The organism is Microcoleus sp. B9-D4, assembly GCF_036705105.1.
Lineage (GTDB): Bacteria > Cyanobacteriota > Cyanobacteriia > Cyanobacteriales > Microcoleaceae > Microcoleus.
Genome location: NZ_JAUBTS010000060.1, coordinates 1 through 16,099, shown reverse-complemented (window position 1 = coordinate 16,099; position 16,099 = coordinate 1). Strand labels below are relative to the sequence as shown.

Here is a 16,099-nt window from a genome sequence, read left to right as displayed (position 1 = left end):
AAAACGACAACTACTAAAAACAAAATAAAGAACTGAAGTCCTCACTACAAAATCCAACAAGGTTCGTAGTGAGGACTTTAGCCCTAATTAAGCAAACTTAATCTTCAAATAATCATCCTCCATCTTCGCCCCTGAAGGTTGCAGCGCCGCTAAAGCTTGCGGCAACACCAAATTACGGCGGTGATTCCCAATCCGAACATTCAACTCATCTCCCGTTTTGCTCAACTGGATCTGATCCTTAGCAATTCCGGGCAAATACAGTTCAAGACTATATTGATTGTTTTCCTGCACGATCTTAATCGTATTTTCTTTGTAATAAACTTGACTGGGGTCTTCGTCTTTGTAAAGCGTTTCTTTCAACCGTTCCAAAGCTGCCAAACCGCACATTTCTTCGGAATAAAGTGGCACTTCCTTAACTGGCAGCGGCATGAAATCTGAGTGAATTTCCTGACGGTACTGTTCCTGGCTTTCTTTCCACCGTTTGAAAAATGGGTCGGTTACTTCTGCGGGAATAATCCGGTTAGCTACTACTAAATCTGTGGCTACATTGTACAAACTCAAATAGGCATGAGCGCGCAGAGACTCTTTAATTACCATTTTTTCGGGATTGGTAACTAACCTTACCGAAGTGACAGTATTGTCAGTTAAAACCTTTTCCAAAGCTTCGATTTGTTCGTAAAATTCGTAAGGTGCATCCATCACCTCTTTGTCTGGTAAAGAAAAACCCGCAATTGGTCTAAAAATTGGTTCAACTAAAGGTCTAAGGGCGGCTGATATGCCTTGCAGCGGCTTGTAAAATTTTCTCATGTACCAGCCGCCAACTTCCGGCAAACTTAGCAGTCTCAATGCTGTCCCCGTCGGAGCAGAATCGATAATTAAAACATCAAATTCGCCTTCGTCGTAATGCCGCTTCATTCGGACTAAACCGAAGATTTCATCCATTCCTGGCAAGATGGCTAATTCTTCAGCTTGCACCCCTTCGAGTCCCTGGGCACGCAAGACTTGAGTAATGTAGCGCTTAACTGCTCCCCAATTGCCTTCTAATTCCCTGAGAGCGTCTAATTCTGCTCCCCACAAATTCGGTTTCACCAGCCGCGAATCGTGCCCGAGTTCCATGTCGAAGCTGTCGGCTAAGGAGTGGGCGGGATCTGTGCTCAGCACTAGGGTTTTGTATCCCAATTCGGCACACCGCAGCCCAGTCGCAGCGGCTACGGAGGTTTTGCCGACGCCACCTTTTCCAGTCATTAATATTAAGCGCATTGATTGTTTAGCTCGCCTGAAAGTAGTTTACTCCTATATTGTAACGTTATGTAAAGAAAATTAATTTTGTGGGGAAATTAATTTGGGCGATCGCGCCGCACTTGACACAGTGCATTTCCTGTGATGCACTAAATTTGTACAATGTCAATAGATGGTTGAGTTGAGAGGGCGATCGCACTTAATTTTTAGGTGTTCAAAAATGGCGATCGTACTTAATACTTATTCAATAAAAAGCGACATGATATAATATCAATTAGCAACTCAATTTCCACCAACTTTAAAATAAAAGTATTCGCCCATGCAACTCGAAGACTATTTTGACTTTCAGCGGCCCGATGATATTCGGGTCAAAGGAACGCGAATCGGCATTGAAACCATCCTCTATAATTTCATTCATCGCGCTCGCACTCCCGAACAAATTGCTCAAACTTATCCATCTCTTAACTTGGAACAAGTTTATGCTACTATCCTTTATTATCTGCATAATAAGGAGGCTGTTAGTAACTACATTGCTGATTGGTTGGAGTGGAGTCATCAGCAACTTAAAGCACAAGAACTTAACCCGTCTCCCTCTGCTATCCGCCTGAGAAAACTAAGAGCAGAAAGAGAGGTTGTTAAGAAAGCATAATGCCTTTAAAATATTTGTTCTAGAGAAGAATATCCGATCTACATCGAATCTTCTTCTCTACAACAATGAACTACAAATAATATTCTCATTGAGAATATTCTATAACCCTAAACAATAACGAATTGATGCCTCAATTTCTGCCATTTTAGTTTCAGAAATTCGTCCCGCTGGAGAATCAAAAAAACGATTCTTATCCAAAGAACGGATTTAAAAACATAAAAAAACAGTCTCCATTGACAGTCCACTTTCTGAAGAATAAACACGAACATTGGTGGGAAAATCACGGGTAATATTTTCACCCTTTGTTCCTACAATTACAGTCACAACTAAGGGTAACTTATTAAGGGAATCAATGGATAAAATTAACACAGGTCTTTGTCCTGCTTGTTCTCTTCCCTGAACAGGATTAAGATTAACAAAATAAATCTCGCCTCTTTGAATGGTCATAAATCAGTTAAACCATCCATTTCAGTTATTTTAAATTCCTGTTCTATTTGCTGAATCTCAGCTTGAATAGATGGATCGTTTGCCATCGCTTCTAGTTGTGTTGTTAAGTTAGAAACACTGATTTCTATTTCTTGATCTCCATAAGTGGCTTTTAATCTTTCTAAAAAGCTCTGATCGAGTTCACTAGCTTTTAAACGATAGGTACTTACCATTTTGAGTTATTATTTTTGTTAAAGTTGATTTTCGGGCTGACTTCTCCTCCTATTATACCTCATCATCCATAACATATCGCACCCCATCTGTAAAACAGGCATGATGCTTGTTACATAACTTGACAAATTACAAGTTATTGAGAATTGTTCTCTTATAGTTTAGGGAGTAATGGGTTATGGTGGCTCAGGAGACGATCCTATTACTCTGAATGTACAAGAAGGTTTATAATTATCAGGATAAGAGACTGCCTCGAGGGCTTTACTTAAGGGTTCCCTTCCAATCCCTACAAAAGTTTGGCTATATCCCTCACAACTAACCAATACTTGATTCTGGTCATCAGGTAAATATCTACCTCCACTCGTTTGGCAATCTGTTTTTCCGGCACACGAGTCTCTACACTCATCAGGCTCACTAGGTGTACTTAACTGCCACCATCCTCTATTGTGAATAAAGCAAAATCCTTCAGTATAACTAGAATTTTGTGCTTGCGGTTGAGGTTGTGTAGATTGAGGTGCTGTTCGTTGTGGCGACTGATTCAAAGATGACTGACCTGAATTATTATTATTTCCTGAGTTTGATGCTACTGGTGGCGAACCCTGCCCTAAAGCTGTTCGCATTTCTCCTAATTGTCCAGCAATTCCATCAGCAACTCTTTGAGGAATCTCTGGCGACGACCAATTATTAGGATTCAAAAATTCCTGCATCTCAGGAGAATTCAGAATTGGATTTGTATCTATCTGTGTAATTGTATCTTGAGGATAATTATATCTTTCTCCAGCTTTAACCAATCTACCGCCGGGATTTTTCGCTGATTTAACCCGCACATCTCCTACTAACACATCAATACTGATACCAGTAGCATTATCAGCAGTTTGAATGGTACTTTGTCCCGGAGTTGGTACAACCGTCACCTCATCTTCAGCTTGAGCTAACAGTCTCCGAGAAGCTTGAAGGTTATTATTTGGCAAGCCACTTTTCTTACTACTACTTTGTAATTTAACTCCCGCTTCACATCCCCTGTCACTCCCCTTTTTCCAAGCAATTGTAAATCGACCTCTGGCGCTACAAGGAAAACTCCACTCAGAAATAATTTGAGAAGGCCCTGCTTTTACTAATAATCCTGAACTATCTAAAGGTGCATCCTGGAAGAAACCGAGGTGAGCCCAAGGTTTATTTCCACCTGGAACATATAAAATTGTATTCTGTCGCAATTTCTGTTGTAGAGTCGCGGGTTTGCGATCGCGACTGTTGCTCGCACCGATCGCTAATCCTGTTCCTTCAATTTTGCCAAGGTAAGCGCCATCCGGTGTAATTGCATAACTGCTCATTCCTGTTATCAAAATCACAATTAATGTGAGTAAGCTGGCTAAAAATAAAATCAAGCGACTAGTATTTCGGCGAAATTTCCATCTGTTCATAATAGTATTCCTTAAGTTAGGTGATTAGACTATTTGAAGAGTTGGGATTAGCGGGCGCATTAACAACTTTACAGGTATTAAGACGATTAATTGCGACATCATAAGGTGGGATAATTAATATTTTACTGGTGAGAGTTAGCCCATCTAGCTTTTTACACTGAGGAGCTTGATAAGCAGATTTTTTATCATACCAGCCACAGTAGTTCTGGGTGTACTTCCGCCACAAGACATCGATCGCCTTTAAAGTTTCGCAGGGTAGATGCTCCGCCTCTTCATGTGTTTTCAATTCCCCATCGTCATTCAAATCTGCTTTCGCTCCCAATTCTCGCATCATAATTGCATAAGTAGTGCGAAGCGCCCCTTCTGTATATTGCTTTTCATAACTTAGTAAAGAAGTGTTATCCAGCAATTTTCCAATTTGCCCATTCTTTAGCTGTTCCTCCAACTGTGGCAACCGATATTTTTGAATCGTTTCCACCAGCGAATTTTCAGCTTTCAAGAAAATATTTTGCAACTTTTGTCGATCCTGCGACTGCAAATTTTCCTGATCATTTGGTGAAGACTTAAGCAATTTATCAGCCTCAGTTAAAATTTTACGATAATAGGAAAGCGCCCGATCGATATCTCCCGCATTCCTATGCCCGTCAGCAATTTTTAAGAAATCCGGCAAAATAGAAAGAAGTTGCGGCGTACCCACATCAATCCCCGCAGAAACATCTTGAATAATACGGAGAGATTGTTGTCTTTGCCACCAAGCAAAACCCCCAGAAACGATAATTACTAGCAAAGAAGCGATCGCCGCCCCAGTCATCTTCTGAGCAGCAATTCTCGCTTGCCTCTCCTGCTGCAACTCCCGCTCTTGGCGTGCTTGCTCCTGTTCTAAACTCAGATTAATAAACACCCGTTCCGCCTTACTTATCTCCTCCAACCGTTGCAACAAATACCCCTCCGCCTCTCCCAAGGGTGCGCTTTGCAACAAATAACCCTCCTTATTCTCATTCCTTTCCCATTCCATAAACGCCACCTTTAACCGCTTTTTCCATCTCAAAAAAGTATCATTGTCCTCAATCCATTTCCTCAAATCCGGCCATGCTTTAATCAAAGCCTCATGCACAATTTCCACCGTTTCTATCTGAGTCGTTTCATTGCGATTACTCACCACCAAACGTGCCGTCGCCAAATGCGTTACCAAATCCCAATTTTCTTCCCCTACCTCAGCGCGAGTCGCCAGTTGGCGCGTGTATTCCGTGCCTTCTCCCGGCGACACCAACTTCATAAAAATCTGCTTTATCCGTTCCTTATCCCCCTCTTTCAGCGCATCATATACCCCTTCGGCGTGTCGGCAAAGAGCCTTTTCTACTCCACCAATTTCATCATATTTCAGACGAGTCAGCAAACCATTTTCCTGCTGTTTCCAAAGTTCCGTAAGCGCAAATTCCAACAATGGCAAATTACCCTGTTCATCACCCACATCATTGAGAATATGTTCTGTCAATCCCGCTTCCAGATAGACATTTCGTTTCTTAGCAGGTTCCTCAATTGCCGCTTGCAATTCGGTTCTCACCATCCCACCGATAAATTCCGGTTTCCATCTGTCTAACTGTTCCCGAAAAGGATCATATTTTATTGCCTGCCCCAAAAAATCAGCCCGCAGAGTAATCACCAATCTGAAGGCTGAAAAATTTTGTACCGCATCCAATAAACAATCTAAAAATTGCCGATTTTTCTGATTTGGGTAAGTATAAATTTCCTCAAACTGGTCAATTACTAACAGAAAACGCCGACTGCTACCGACGCTTTTTACCACATCAGATAAAGTGCGATTCCCCTCTTGCAAATCTATAGCTAGTTGGTTAATTTCCTCGGCATTAACCTCAGTAACTCCCTCATTTTCACCCGTTTCTAATTGCGCCACAGGTAACAGTAGCGCTTTCGCAAAATTCTCAAAAGGAGTAGATTCCGGGCGCAAGTTAGCAATTAACCAGTTTTCTTGCTGACGCAAACTAGGAATTAAACCTGCCAATACTACTGAAGATTTCCCACTTCCTGAAGCACCAATTACAGCTACCAGTTTTTTAGTTTCTACAACTTTGACAAGCTGATTGGTAAAAGTTTCTCGGCCAAAAAATAAGGCTGCATCTTTCTCCTGAAAAGCCGATAAACCCTGATAAGGATTGGGGGGAATTACTAAATCGTTCCAACGCAAAGGTTTAACGGCGGGATTTTGACAAATTACAGGTAAATTACTTACACAGGGAAACTCTTTTTCTAAAATTTGTAGCCGCCGTCGCGCTTTCCTCACCGAAGCATACAAGGAATTTCCTTGAGTAAATTCCTCCATAAAATATTGTAGAAACCGAGGTGCAACTGCAACAGGCAACTCTTCCCGCATCGCAATTATTTGCGGCAAATATAAATCTTCCCCTTCGGCTAAGGAGTGCGCTAAACCGAGTCCATCGCAGCAGTTTAAAATGGCAAGCTTCAATCCATTATCAATCGCTTTTTTAAAGTGATTCCTTAATTCGCCTATGGTTATCTTATCATTTTTATTAATCCAGATAGTTCCTGTTTTCCAGTCATCTTGACTTTCCCCATGTCCAACAAAAAAAAGTATATCCCATTGTTGTTTCCACAGCGGTTCATCTAACTCTTCTCGTTTGGGTTGTTTGAGCCAAGTAACTTCTACATGATTCCCTAAATTTTGAATGGGCTGTCCTTGAGATACTATATCTGCTTGATAACCCAAAATAGCTAGAATTTTTACTTTGTCTTGAGAGGCTAAAAGTTGTTTTAACTGCTGAAAATTTGGCGAACTAAATCCCACTTCTGTTTGAGAAAAATCCCTGAGTAAATCCCATTCATGCCAAGGCAGTTTTCGCAACCAAGGGTTATTGGTTAGCAGCAGTATGCGATTTTCCTCTCCCGGTTCTAAGTGAGTCCGTAACAGCGACTCAACTGATTGAAAATCTTGATGTTTTAACCAATTATTGAAGTTCGCTATCAAATCTTGAGTCTCTCTTCGGAAAGGCTCAAAATCATTTTCTTGAATATTGCCAGAAACATTTTCAAAACTAGGACGGTCAGTCAAGGGAAATTTAGGAATAGGTGCTACTATGCTTCTGTAGTGTGCCTGCCAATTACGATACGCTTCTTTAATATTTGGATTTCTAGGTAATTTCCCCGCCTCTCCGGCGATGAGGGGAAAGGGTGCGGAGTCTTTGAGAATCTGTGCGGTGACAGAAAAAGCTGAATCGAAGTCACCTTGGATGTCTAAGCGGATTAACTTACCCATGTTTCCCCTCAGTTAATTGATAGTGCGAGGCAGGCGAGACACCTACCCGAAAACACATTAATTAGATTAAAGCACAAATTTTTCCGTGACGCTCACTTCTCCCAAGGCTAGTTTGACACTAAATTCGTCGCCCGGATCGGCATCAAACTGACATTGAATCAAAACATCGGCACTTCGGGCAGTCACTTCCTTGAAAACTTCGCCCTCGGCTAACACCAGTAATTTGAGATTGAGTGGTAAATAATTTTCTCCACTTGGATAGACTTGCAGCCAAACAGATACTTTATCTTCGCTTGCTCTTGTCAGGTTAATGACTAGGTTGACAGCATGACTAATTAAGTCTGCTCTTAGGTTAAATAGTTTACCTTGTTTGACGCGATCGCTCCACACAGTCGGACTTAATTGTTGCGGTGTCAGCAACTCTTCTACACTCTGCCAACCTGCTGTAAAAATATTCTCAAACCACTGACTTAAGTTCACCTGTTCTTCGTTTGGAACAACCTGTACTTCCAAAACAGGTACTCCCAATCTATCAGAAAGTACCCCTTCTCTAAACAAAACTTCAATTTGTTCGTAGGATGACCGAGAACCTTGCCAATATATAATTAGACTCCCTCTCTCTATTTTTTGTATTTTCATCTGATTAGCTCCTAAGATTTGCTTCATGGTTTCTTCCAAGGTTCTTAAGATTTCTTCTGAAACCTCGACATCACAAGTCATCACTAGAAGAGTTTCTTCTTTCTCTTTTACATCTTCGCTTTTGCGATAGCCTTTATTGAGAAAAAGAATGATTGGATCTCTCCAATTGTTTATTTGACCTCCGGTTAATCTTCGGATGCAATCATATAAACCATTTCGTGTAGAAAGCTTAACTCTTATTGTCTCAACAGGAACATAAATTTTATCTAGTTTGTCGCACATTTGATTGGGTTCAACTCCAGAAAGCAATAAACATAAATATGTTTTTTCAAAACTCCCCAGGTCTTTACTTTCACCCAACAAGACCTTATATTTCTGGTCTAAGTCATTAAACAATTTTTGAATCTCCCAGGTTTTGGCAGCTTTGTTACAACAGCTAGGCAAAATTTGAGACATAGTTAATCGTCTTTTTACTTGACATTGTAGTCAATCATAACATACCTATCATTAACGGGGATTATGGAAAATTACTAACGCCCATATTAATTGCTTCATGGTCTAATCAAATCAGTCGAGGAAAACTTCGCTAAAGCAACAAATCAAGCAGCCTAAATGGAGGCAAATAAATGCACGAACAATTCGATCGCGAACACAATTTCCATTTTCACGAGCCTCACGCGCATCAGATCCATCACGCAGATTTTACGATCGGGGACGGGGACGAAAATAACTTTTTGAGCGACTGGCTGATTGAAGGAGCAATTTTCGTTTTTAACTTGTTCTCTTAGCCAGTAGTTGAATGGCTATCAATACCTGTTGATAGCCCTTATCAACCCTGAAATATCTCAAAAATACTCAACAATATCAATCTGACAACAGGAGAATAGAATGAGAACCGAATCTTTTCGCGTTGTACAGTCTTTCGGACTTGAGTATCCCAATTATAAAATACTTGCTCAAGCCAAGAGTGGCGATCGCTATATTGTCTGGTATCCCGACAGTCTTGGGGTAGATGTAGGTCAAGAAGTCCTAATCGATTTCAATGACGATTCCTGGCGCACAATAGATAATCCGAGAAATGGGAAAAAGTCTGATATCGCAAAAGTTAGTAAAGTCAATTAGCAGAAAGGCAGAATTATCAAGGGATAATTTTCCTTTTCGATCGCCTTATTACCTTCAACTTCAAAGGATTCCTTTATGAACAATAATGGTTTAGCCACTACTGCCGGCGGTGCCTTAATTGCCGCAAAATTAGCCACCGCTACTGGTGTAACTGCTACTGGAATTGCTACTACTACGGGTGGTGTTGGTATCACTACTGTGGCTACAGCAACAGGAACCGCAATGTCAGTCGCGATCGCACCCGCCGTTGCAATTGCAGCGCCAGTAATCGCTGTTGGAGCATTGATTTGGTGGTTAGCCCGCGATTAATGCTGATTTCTTTGATTTTTGCTCAGGTCTGAGCAACCGGGTTTCTATCAATATCGGGGTAGAAACTCGGTTTCTTGACAAGCATCATTTTTATACATTAGTCTTGACTGGAAATACAAGCTGTTTGAGAACATCCAACCGCGAACAGTCCCAATAATCGATGTGAGAAACGATTAAACTGTCGCTGTTGATTTTGAGTTCGCTTCTACCGGCGATCGCCATTTTCGGTTTCCAAGGTAGCGGTGCGATCCAGCTCAGAGTCCAGCGAGTGTCTATAGTATCTCCCGACTGCGAAATCCCGTGCAAATCGAGATTTACATCCTGAAAAAAAGTCCCCATAAACCCGATCATTTTGCGGTAGCGATCGACTCCTGTAAATCGATTCACCGGATCTTCAAAATAAACATCTTTTGCATAGATGCTGTAAGTCTGATTATCGGGAAATCTTTGATAATCGTCTTTGAGAATTTCCAGAATATCCATTTCGAGCGATCGTTATTCTTGTATTATTAGAATATAATTTTAACACGATAGATTTAAAATCCGCAATTTTAGTCCAAATTGTGATAGTATATCAGGTTATTTCCTGCCTTGCCAACTTTCAACTTAACATCACAACTATGATTGACCTCTACACTTTTACCACCCCCAACGGTCGCAAAGTTTCGATCATGCTCGAAGAAATAGGTTTACCCTACAACGTGCACGTCATCAACATCACAAAAAACGACCAATTTAGCCCAGAATTCATCGCTATCAACCCCAACAGCAAAATTCCGGCGATAGTCGATCGAGATAACGGCATCACCGTCTTCGAGTCCGGCGCTATTCTGATCTATCTTGCCGAAAAAAGCGGCAGATTTCTGCCAACCGACAAACAAAAATACTTTCAAGTTATGGAATGGCTGATGTTTCAAATGGCCAGCGTCGGCCCGATGTTTGGTCAGCTAAACCACTTCAAACGCTTTGCACCCGAACAAATTCCCTATGCGATTGGGCGTTACGAAAAAGAAACCTTGCGGCTCTACGGAGTATTAGACACTCAACTAGCAAAATACGAATACATCTGCGGCGACTATTCCATCGCCGACATTGCTACCTATCCCTGGGTTGCTATTTACGAATTTCAAGGATTAACCCTCGACAACCACCCCCACCTCAAACGTTGGGTAGAAACCTTGCAGAAGCGTCCCGCCGTTGAGCGCGGAATGGCGGTTCCATCATTATAAACCCCCCATCTAAATTGTATTGTCGGGAGGGCGGGACACCCCACAAGCAAGTTGACTGGTTGTGGAACGGGCTTCTAGCCCGTTCTTAATAAACAGCGGGCGGGCTAGAAGCCCAACCCCTACTCCCCACAAGCAAATTGACTTTTGTGGAACGGGCTTCTAGCCCGTTCAAAAAAAGCCCTCAAACTCAATCGGCGAAATGCTTAATAATCGCCTCAGCAAACTCCGAACACTTCAACTCAGGCACCGGCGGCTCCATCAACCTCGCCAAATCATAAGTAACTTCACCGTTAGAAATTGCCGCTCCCAAACCCTTCTTAATCAAGTCTGCTGCTTCCTGCCATCCCATGTATTCTAACATCATCACCCCGGACAAAATCAGGGAACCGGGATTGACTTTATCCAAACCAGCGTGTTTAGGTGCAGTGCCGTGAGTCGCCTCAAAAACTGCACATTCATCACCAATATTCGCACCGGGGCCCATGCCCAATCCACCGACAATGGCGGCGGCCGCATCGGACAAATAATCCCCGTTCAGATTCATTGTCGCCAAAATCGAATACTCTGCCGGTCGGGTTTGAATTTGTTGGAAAATACTGTCAGCAATTCGGTCGTTGACCATGATTTTTTCTTTCCACTTGCCGCTGCCGTGACTGTCCCAAATTGCAAACAGAACGTCGGCTACTTCTTGACGAATTTTGGCTTGTTTTTCTGGGGTCAAAGCATCGTATCCTGGGTCTATTTGGCGAGCATTATCTTCTAAGCTAATGTCGGATTTTTTTTCTTTGTTTCCCAGAATCCAAGACTCTCTTTCCGTTACGCACTGTTCGCGAAATTCGGTGGTTGCTAATTCATAACCCCAATCTCGGAAAGCTCCTTCGGTATATTTCATGATGTTGCCTTTGTGCACCAAAGTCACTTGCTGCTTATCTTTCGGCAACCGTAAAGCGTGGGTAATGGCGCGCCGTACTAAACGCTGAGAACCTGTTTTGCTAATGGGTTTTATTCCGATTCCAGAATCGAGGCGAATTTGTTTTTTGCCATGTTCGGGTGTTGCTGGAATTAACTCATTATTGAGGAATTCAATCAATTTTTTGCCGATTTCGCTGCCTTTTGCCCATTCAATTCCGAGGTAAATATCTTCTGTATTTTCCCGGTAAATAATTACATCTAGGAGTTCAGGGGTTTTGTGTAGCGATGGTGTTCCAGCATAATATTTGCAGGGCCGCACGCAGGCGTAAAGGTCAAAGATTTGCCGCAAAGCTACGTTTAGCGATCGAATGCCGCCCCCGATTGGGGTTGTCAGCGGCCCTTTGATGGCGACTCCGTATTCTTTGATGGCGTCTAAGGAATCCTGGGGCAGATATTGGTAAGTACCGTAGACATCGCAGGCTTCGTCGCCTACATAGATTTTAAACCAGTTGATTTTTCGATCGCCACCGTAAGCCTTTTCTACCGCAGCATCCATGACTTTCTGGGATGCAGGCCACAAGTCAACGCCCGTACCGTCGCCGCGAATGAAGGGAATAATCGGGTCATTGGGGACGATCGGCAAACCGTCTTTGAAAGTAATTTTAGAACCAGTTGTCGGGGCTACAATCTTTTCGTACATATCTTAACAGGGCGGATAGGAATGTTCCCTATTTTGCCACGATTGTCTGCCTAAACCTCCACCAATCCTAAATATTTGTATAAATTTAAGTTTAATGTTTGGGCGATAGGCTGCCCGTCACTGTGACTTTTGGGCTATCGCCAATTTAAACGTAAATTTAAAAAAGTAGCAAAGATAGCAGAAGTTTCTCTCAAATCTCCCTCTCTATCTTTCAGCGCTAAGGTTGAGAAGATGCTGGAAACAAGTCAGTGGATTTTTGATTTTTGATTTTTGATTTTTAGATTTACTCCCCAGATGAATCTGGGAGGTTGAACCTTAGTCTAAAATTTTGAACGCCTCGCGACTTTTGTCGGAAAGTTGTATGCGTTTTTGGGTGGGGTCAAAATGGTGATTGTAGCCGCCGATGAACGCAAATAAACGCCGATTATTTTCACAAAATTTGCATTTATTTGCGATATTTTTCCTTCTGCATATTCTTTTTGACAACCCACAAAATACACCAGATGACTATAATCACCACAACTATTTTGGAAACCGGGCCAAGATATTCCTCTACAAGTGTATAATTTTCCCCTAGTTTATATCCGGCAAAAGTCAGGAAACTTACCCATAAAAGAGTGCCACCTGTTGAGTATAGTAAAAAAGGAATTAAAGGCATATTATTGATGCCAGCGGGCAGGGAAATTAGGGTGCGAACTCCCGGTACGAGGCGACACAAAAACACGGCTTTGTTGCCGTGTCTGTTAAACCATCTATTTGCTTTGTCAATATCGGCGCCCGATACTGTGATCCACTTGCCGTATTTGTCGGCTAAATTCCTCAAGCGTTCTTCGCTCAATAATTTACCCGCATAGTACCAGGGAAACGCCCCCAGAATTGTACCGATTACTCCTGCTGCGATCGCCGGCGCTAACTGCATATCATCACCCTTGGATGCCGTGAATCCTGCCAGTGGCATAATCAATTCTGAGGGTATGGGGGGGAAAAGATTTTCTAAAAACATCAACAGTCCTATTCCGAGATAGCCCATCGACTGCATTGTGTTAGTTATCCATTCAACCATTTTGATTTAATAATTGGTAATAGGTACTTTGTATTTTGCTCGTTTTTGCTCGTTCCCAGGCACAGCCTGGGGACGCATATAAGCGAGGCTCTGCCTCAACTCCCCATGAGGGAGGCAGAGCCTCCTTGTATTCATTCCCAGGCAGAGCCTGGGAACGATAAACGATGATTAAGTGCCCGAAGTCCAAGAGTTTGTGTACTCAATTTGTTCGGCAGTCAAGGTATCAATGTGAATACCCATTGCTTCCAATTTGAGACGGGCAATTTCTTTGTCAACTTCTACGGGGATTGAGTGAATACCAGGCTCTAGTTTGCCTTTGTTCGTAACTAGATATTCGCAGGCTAAAGCTTGGTTAGCAAAGCTCATATCCATCACGGCGCTGGGGTGTCCTTCGGCTGCTGCCAAGTTGATCAAACGACCTTCGCCCAACACAATAATCGACTTGCCATTATTGAGATGATATTCTTGAGTGAAAGACCGGACTGTTTTCACGTCGGTGCTTTTTGCGCCGAGGGATTTGAGGTCAATTTCAATGTCGAAGTGACCGGAATTGCAAACAATTGCGCCGTCTTTCATTGTCTCGAAATGTTCGGCACGAATGACGTGTTTGTTGCCGGTAACGGTAATGAATATATCTCCGACTGTTGCTGCTTCGTCCATCGGCATGACGCGGAAACCGTCCATCACTGCTTCGATCGCCCGAATCGGATCGATTTCGGTGACAATTACGTTAGCACCCATACCACGGGCGCGCAGTGCCGTGCCTTTGCCGCACCAACCGTAACCTGCAACCACAATATTTTTACCGGCTAACAAAATATTGGTAGCGCGGATAATGCCGTCTAAGGTAGATTGACCGGTGCCGTAGCGGTTGTCAAAGAAGTGCTTGGTGTCGGCGTCGTTGACGTTCATTGCGGGGAAAGTCAGCACGCCGTCTTTCAACATGGCCCGCAGGCGCACGATGCCTGTGGTAGTTTCTTCGGTAGTTCCGATTAAGTCGGAAATTTGGTTCGGGCGGTGCTGGATCAGGGCGGCTACCACGTCGCTGCCGTCGTCGATGATAATATTGGGGCGGTGGTCTAGGGCTGTGTAGACGTGACGTTCGTAGGTAGCCGCGTCTTCTCCTTTGAGGGCGAAGACGGAAATGCCGTAGTCTTCAACTAAGCAAGCCGCTACGTCATCTTGAGTGCTCAAGGGGTTGCTGGCGATCAGTACGGCGTCGCCACCGCCGAGTTTGATGGCGATTGCCAAATGAGCGGTTTCTGTGGTTACGTGGCAGCAAGCAGCCAAGCGAATGCCAGCAAAAGGCTTTTCTTTAGCGAAGCGTTCTTGAATTTGCCGCAAAACGGGCATTTCCCGGCCGGCCCACTCGATGCGTTGCTTTCCCAAGGGGGCGAGGGACAAGTCTTTGACTTCGTGTTTAATCTTGACGGATGTAGCAACCATGTATGTTATTTCTCAGAAATCATCAAACTTTGTTAGTTTTAGCAGATTAAGTCATCGGGGGGCAAGTGCTGTGATTTTACTCGATCGGGGTTGGCGCTGCTAATCTTAAATTTTGATTGTGTTTTAATGATTAGCGAGCGAGTCGATGGAGTCACCCGCACAGTGAGAGTCAAACATTCCTGTCGGCCGATGGATCTCAATCTTTTGTGTTAGCGTGGCATTTTTTAATTATTTGACCGAAAGCATCGAGGATACAAGCCCGCGAATTTATCCGTGGGGTCAAGGCTTCAATCGAAAATCTAAAATCTAAAATCTAAAATCGATTGACACTCTCACTTGGGCTGCTGGCAGTTTGAGCGCCTGCGTGATTGCGTTCCCAGCTTGGCACCCTGCAGATATCATCTATTGGTTAGGACTGGGTTCAGTAGGGATTAGTTTCCCGTTCCAAGACATCTTCAAATACTTTTTAGCGGAAATATTTTTGCTGTTGCACGAACCTTTTCAATTGGGCGATCGGATAATAATTGTAGAAGGCTTTGAAGGTACTGTTGAAAAGATTTTGCGGCGTTCAACTCAAGTTATTAGCGATCGGGGAGAGCGAGTTATCATGCCGAAGGCGATCGTATTTACCAATTCAGTGCGGGTAAGCTAATCCGCATTTAAATTGCATAGTCAAATAAATCTTTACTGGTGTGGGGAGTAGGGGTTGGGCAGGAGATCACGCCCTCAATATACAATTTAAATGCACAACAGCTTACTAATAGGCCTGCCCCGCAGGCGAACTAACTTGCCTTTAAATTTAGCCTATGATGTTGATACTTCAGGCTTAAACGATGGTTCTTTGCATCTTATTGTCCGCTATTGGACGCTGCGCGAACAAGCACAGGTGCGACGGACAAACACCAGGGCTGTGGTGGCGATTAAAGTAGCGTGCATCCGGGCGGACATTAAAATTCCTCAACCGGTACTGGTGACTTTGTACGATCGAACAATTTACCGTGAGTGAGTTTTGAATTTTGAGTGGAGAGAGGGAGAGAGTGGGAGAGTGGGAGAGTTGGAAAAATCCTCTTGCTTCACGCTTGACTTCTTCCCTCAACACCCATCCGTTAACTCCGTTAAATCCCGTACACTGGGCGGGGCCGAACTTTCCTCTGATCTCAAATCCGCGCTTCGAAAGTCGGGCGTAAAATCGAGTCAACATCCAACACTCAACCATCATTCAGTTTGGCGACCCCTCCTTCTACAGTCAACAGTCAACAGTCAACAGTCAACAATTCCGGAGGAGTGCAACCAGAATTGATATGACTTCTGATACTTTTAATCCAGACAATCTCCGACAACCTGAGAGAATCCGAATATAGCACACTCATCAGACAGGTCCCAGAGCATGGTGGTATCCCACAAAGCTTTAAGGAAAATCC

At 43.2% G+C, this 16,099-nt stretch carries 17 protein-coding genes; 7 read left to right on the top strand and 10 right to left on the bottom strand.

Annotated features, from left to right (window positions below; translation table 11 throughout):
• Positions 1 to 87 precede the first annotated feature (87 nt).
• Positions 88 to 1,260, bottom strand: coding sequence for a TRC40/GET3/ArsA family transport-energizing ATPase (locus QUB24_RS26475; RefSeq protein WP_172188640.1), 1,173 nt, complete (start codon positions 1,258 to 1,260; stop codon positions 88 to 90).
• A 298-nt stretch (positions 1,261 to 1,558) separates the two neighbouring features.
• Here QUB24_RS26475 and QUB24_RS26470 point away from each other — a divergent pair, with 298 nt between their 5' ends.
• Complete coding sequence (locus QUB24_RS26470; RefSeq protein ID WP_333156592.1) at positions 1,559 to 1,888, top strand: DUF433 domain-containing protein; 330 nt, start codon at positions 1,559 to 1,561, stop codon at positions 1,886 to 1,888.
• A 207-nt stretch (positions 1,889 to 2,095) separates the two neighbouring features.
• Here QUB24_RS26470 and QUB24_RS26465 read toward each other — a convergent pair whose 3' ends face one another.
• The 5 genes from QUB24_RS26465 to QUB24_RS26445 form a co-directional block, all read right to left on the bottom strand.
• A complete protein-coding gene (locus QUB24_RS26465; RefSeq protein ID WP_333156591.1) occupies positions 2,096 to 2,335 on the bottom strand; it encodes a type II toxin-antitoxin system PemK/MazF family toxin in 240 nt (79 codons plus the stop codon).
• Entirely contained in the window at positions 2,332 to 2,547 is a 216-nt protein-coding gene (locus tag QUB24_RS26460) for a hypothetical protein (protein ID WP_333156590.1), read from the bottom strand. The genes QUB24_RS26465 and QUB24_RS26460 overlap by 4 nt, the downstream gene beginning before the upstream one ends.
• A 174-nt stretch (positions 2,548 to 2,721) precedes the next feature.
• The gene (locus QUB24_RS26455) at positions 2,722 to 3,966 is read right to left on the bottom strand and encodes a hypothetical protein (protein ID WP_333156589.1); all 1,245 of its coding nucleotides are present in this window, start codon (positions 3,964 to 3,966) and stop codon (positions 2,722 to 2,724) included.
• Positions 3,967 to 3,982: 16 nt separating this feature from the next.
• Complete coding sequence (locus tag QUB24_RS26450) at positions 3,983 to 7,258, bottom strand: nSTAND1 domain-containing NTPase (RefSeq protein ID WP_333156588.1); 3,276 nt, start codon at positions 7,256 to 7,258, stop codon at positions 3,983 to 3,985.
• 66 nt (positions 7,259 to 7,324) lie between these two features.
• Positions 7,325 to 8,353 carry a DUF1822 family protein gene (locus QUB24_RS26445; RefSeq protein ID WP_333156587.1) on the bottom strand — a complete coding sequence of 343 codons (1,029 nt, stop codon included), beginning with the start codon at positions 8,351 to 8,353 and terminating at the stop codon, positions 7,325 to 7,327.
• Between the two features lie 170 nt (positions 8,354 to 8,523).
• On the opposite strand from QUB24_RS26445, the gene QUB24_RS26440 reads away from it, so the two are divergent.
• From QUB24_RS26440 to QUB24_RS26430, 3 genes are all read left to right on the top strand, one after another.
• Positions 8,524 to 8,685, top strand: coding sequence for a hypothetical protein (locus QUB24_RS26440; RefSeq protein ID WP_333156586.1), 162 nt, complete (start codon positions 8,524 to 8,526; stop codon positions 8,683 to 8,685).
• Positions 8,686 to 8,785: 100 nt separating this feature from the next.
• Positions 8,786 to 9,019, top strand: coding sequence for a hypothetical protein (locus QUB24_RS26435; protein WP_333156585.1), 234 nt, complete (start codon positions 8,786 to 8,788; stop codon positions 9,017 to 9,019).
• 75 nt (positions 9,020 to 9,094) lie between these two features.
• Entirely contained in the window at positions 9,095 to 9,328 is a 234-nt protein-coding gene (locus tag QUB24_RS26430) for a hypothetical protein (RefSeq protein WP_333156584.1), read from the top strand.
• 90 nt (positions 9,329 to 9,418) lie between these two features.
• Here the strand turns inward: QUB24_RS26430 and QUB24_RS26425 are convergent, their stop codons facing one another.
• Complete coding sequence (locus tag QUB24_RS26425) at positions 9,419 to 9,811, bottom strand: DUF2358 domain-containing protein (protein ID WP_333156583.1); 393 nt, start codon at positions 9,809 to 9,811, stop codon at positions 9,419 to 9,421.
• 137 nt (positions 9,812 to 9,948) lie between these two features.
• On the opposite strand from QUB24_RS26425, the gene QUB24_RS26420 reads away from it, so the two are divergent.
• A complete protein-coding gene (locus tag QUB24_RS26420) occupies positions 9,949 to 10,557 on the top strand; it encodes a glutathione S-transferase N-terminal domain-containing protein (RefSeq protein WP_333156582.1) in 609 nt (202 codons plus the stop codon).
• 187 nt (positions 10,558 to 10,744) lie between these two features.
• On the opposite strand, the gene QUB24_RS26415 is transcribed toward QUB24_RS26420, so the two are convergent.
• From QUB24_RS26415 to ahcY, 3 genes are all read right to left on the bottom strand, one after another.
• The gene (locus QUB24_RS26415; RefSeq protein ID WP_333156581.1) at positions 10,745 to 12,169 is read right to left on the bottom strand and encodes an NADP-dependent isocitrate dehydrogenase; all 1,425 of its coding nucleotides are present in this window, start codon (positions 12,167 to 12,169) and stop codon (positions 10,745 to 10,747) included.
• Between the two features lie 445 nt (positions 12,170 to 12,614).
• Positions 12,615 to 13,232: a DedA family protein gene (locus QUB24_RS26410; protein ID WP_333156580.1), complete on the bottom strand. Its 618-nt coding sequence runs from the start codon at positions 13,230 to 13,232 to the stop codon at positions 12,615 to 12,617.
• A gap of 168 nt (positions 13,233 to 13,400) precedes the next feature.
• A complete protein-coding gene (gene ahcY / locus QUB24_RS26405) occupies positions 13,401 to 14,678 on the bottom strand; it encodes an adenosylhomocysteinase (RefSeq protein WP_333047387.1) in 1,278 nt (425 codons plus the stop codon).
• 364 nt (positions 14,679 to 15,042) lie between these two features.
• On the opposite strand from ahcY, the gene QUB24_RS26400 reads away from it, so the two are divergent.
• Together QUB24_RS26400 and QUB24_RS26395 are read left to right on the top strand one after the other, a co-directional pair.
• Complete coding sequence (locus QUB24_RS26400; protein WP_333156579.1) at positions 15,043 to 15,330, top strand: mechanosensitive ion channel domain-containing protein; 288 nt, start codon at positions 15,043 to 15,045, stop codon at positions 15,328 to 15,330.
• Positions 15,331 to 15,420: 90 nt separating this feature from the next.
• On the top strand, positions 15,421 to 15,684 hold the full coding sequence (locus QUB24_RS26395) for a hypothetical protein (RefSeq protein WP_333156578.1): 264 nt from the start codon (positions 15,421 to 15,423) through the stop codon (positions 15,682 to 15,684).
• Positions 15,685 to 16,099: the final 415 nt, after the last annotated feature.

What these genes read in the sequence shown, in the direction of transcription:
- QUB24_RS26425 (WP_333156583.1), bottom strand. Translation starts at nt 9,811, where the DNA reads ATGGATATTCTGGAAATTCTCAAAGACGATTATCAAAGATTTCCCGAT.
- QUB24_RS26460 (WP_333156590.1), bottom strand. Translation starts at nt 2,547, where the DNA reads ATGGTAAGTACCTATCGTTTAAAAGCTAGTGAACTCGATCAGAGCTTT.
- QUB24_RS26455 (WP_333156589.1), bottom strand. Translation starts at nt 3,966, where the DNA reads ATGAACAGATGGAAATTTCGCCGAAATACTAGTCGCTTGATTTTATTT.
- QUB24_RS26435 (WP_333156585.1), top strand. Translation starts at nt 8,786, where the DNA reads ATGAGAACCGAATCTTTTCGCGTTGTACAGTCTTTCGGACTTGAGTAT.
- ahcY (WP_333047387.1), bottom strand. Translation starts at nt 14,678, where the DNA reads ATGGTTGCTACATCCGTCAAGATTAAACACGAAGTCAAAGACTTGTCC.
- QUB24_RS26420 (WP_333156582.1), top strand. Translation starts at nt 9,949, where the DNA reads ATGATTGACCTCTACACTTTTACCACCCCCAACGGTCGCAAAGTTTCG.
- QUB24_RS26475 (WP_172188640.1), bottom strand. Translation starts at nt 1,260, where the DNA reads ATGCGCTTAATATTAATGACTGGAAAAGGTGGCGTCGGCAAAACCTCC.
- QUB24_RS26440 (WP_333156586.1), top strand. Translation starts at nt 8,524, where the DNA reads ATGCACGAACAATTCGATCGCGAACACAATTTCCATTTTCACGAGCCT.
- QUB24_RS26450 (WP_333156588.1), bottom strand. Translation starts at nt 7,258, where the DNA reads ATGGGTAAGTTAATCCGCTTAGACATCCAAGGTGACTTCGATTCAGCT.
- QUB24_RS26470 (WP_333156592.1), top strand. Translation starts at nt 1,559, where the DNA reads ATGCAACTCGAAGACTATTTTGACTTTCAGCGGCCCGATGATATTCGG.
- QUB24_RS26395 (WP_333156578.1), top strand. Translation starts at nt 15,421, where the DNA reads ATGCACAACAGCTTACTAATAGGCCTGCCCCGCAGGCGAACTAACTTG.
- QUB24_RS26445 (WP_333156587.1), bottom strand. Translation starts at nt 8,353, where the DNA reads ATGTCTCAAATTTTGCCTAGCTGTTGTAACAAAGCTGCCAAAACCTGG.
- QUB24_RS26410 (WP_333156580.1), bottom strand. Translation starts at nt 13,232, where the DNA reads ATGGTTGAATGGATAACTAACACAATGCAGTCGATGGGCTATCTCGGA.
- QUB24_RS26465 (WP_333156591.1), bottom strand. Translation starts at nt 2,335, where the DNA reads ATGACCATTCAAAGAGGCGAGATTTATTTTGTTAATCTTAATCCTGTT.
- QUB24_RS26430 (WP_333156584.1), top strand. Translation starts at nt 9,095, where the DNA reads ATGAACAATAATGGTTTAGCCACTACTGCCGGCGGTGCCTTAATTGCC.
- QUB24_RS26415 (WP_333156581.1), bottom strand. Translation starts at nt 12,169, where the DNA reads ATGTACGAAAAGATTGTAGCCCCGACAACTGGTTCTAAAATTACTTTC.